Consider the following 1,135-nt stretch of genomic DNA (forward strand, 5'->3'; position numbering starts at 1 on the left):
CCCCGTCACTATACGGGGAGAGCGACTGTCTTGGATTTCAAGCGGGTTGCCATGGTTTTTGGTCCCTGATCATGGCGTTGAGGATTGTGAGCAGTTTTCGCATTGTAGCGGTAACGGCGACGATCTTGGGCTTTCCGGCAGCGACGAGGCGATCGCGGAAGGCCTTGAGAACCGGGTTATGGCGAATGGCGACGAGGGCGGCCATGAACAGAGCCGAACGCACGCTGCTCCTGCCGCCGCTGATAAAGCTCTTGCCGCGCCAGACACCGGACTGTCGCGTGAAGGGGGCAAGGCCGGCGAGCGCCGCGACCTGGCGGCGGTCGAGGCTGCCGAGTTCGGGCAGCTCGGCAATGAGGGTTCTTGCCACGGTGGGTCCGATACCGGGCATGGAGGTTAGCAAGTCCTGGCGCACCAGCCACAATGGCGACTTGCGGATATGAGCGTCCATATCCTCGTTGACGCTTTCCAGTTCCCGCCTCAGCGCCGCCAGCAGCCGCTTGATGCTCTTCTGGGTCTGCTTGGCGGTTGCAGCCCTGGCGCGGTTCTCCTCGGCCACGATCATGGCCACGATCTGCCGCCGCCGGGCAACGAGGTCGGCAGGCAGCCGGGTTTCGGCATCCGGCAGGGGCCGCAGTTCAGGTCGCATGGCGCTCGCAAAGGCGGCGATCACAGCAGCATCGATGGCATCGGTCTTGGCCCGCTTGCCAAGCGCGCCAGCGAACGAGCGCACTTGCGCGGGATTGATGATCACCACCGGCTGGCCAGCCGCCGACAGCTCCGCCGTGACCAGTGTCTCCAGACCGCCCGTTGCCTCGAGCGCCACGCGCTCGGGCTTTAGCGCATCGAGTTGGCCCTTCAGCCGCGCGACGCCCTCACTGTCATTGGAAACACGAACACTCTCGCCCGAAGGCAGGATGTGCACGTCCAGCCAGTCCTTCGAAACGTCGATCCCCACAAAATGCGCGTCCATCCTATCCCATCCTTGCCTAATCGGGCTTCGCTTGCGGCCCAGGCGACTGTTCGGGTTCGATGGAACGGCGGACGAAGAACCAAGCTCTCCCACGGGCTTCATGGCCCAAAGATGCGTCGGCCTCTCGTCCGCCACCGCTCCCGCCATCATAACGGATTCGGCAAA

At 64.0% G+C, this 1,135-nt stretch carries 1 protein-coding gene; it reads right to left on the bottom strand.

Features of this window, described 5'->3' with window-relative positions; translation table 11 throughout:
- Window positions 1-37: 37 nt before the first annotated feature.
- Window positions 38-970, bottom strand: coding sequence for an IS110 family transposase (locus FJ930_RS29895; RefSeq protein ID WP_141841184.1), 933 nt, complete (start codon window positions 968-970; stop codon window positions 38-40).
- Window positions 971-1,135: the final 165 nt, after the last annotated feature.

The sequence above is a fragment of the Mesorhizobium sp. B2-4-15 genome, assembly GCF_006658505.1.
Taxonomy (GTDB): Bacteria; Pseudomonadota; Alphaproteobacteria; order Rhizobiales; family Rhizobiaceae; genus Mesorhizobium.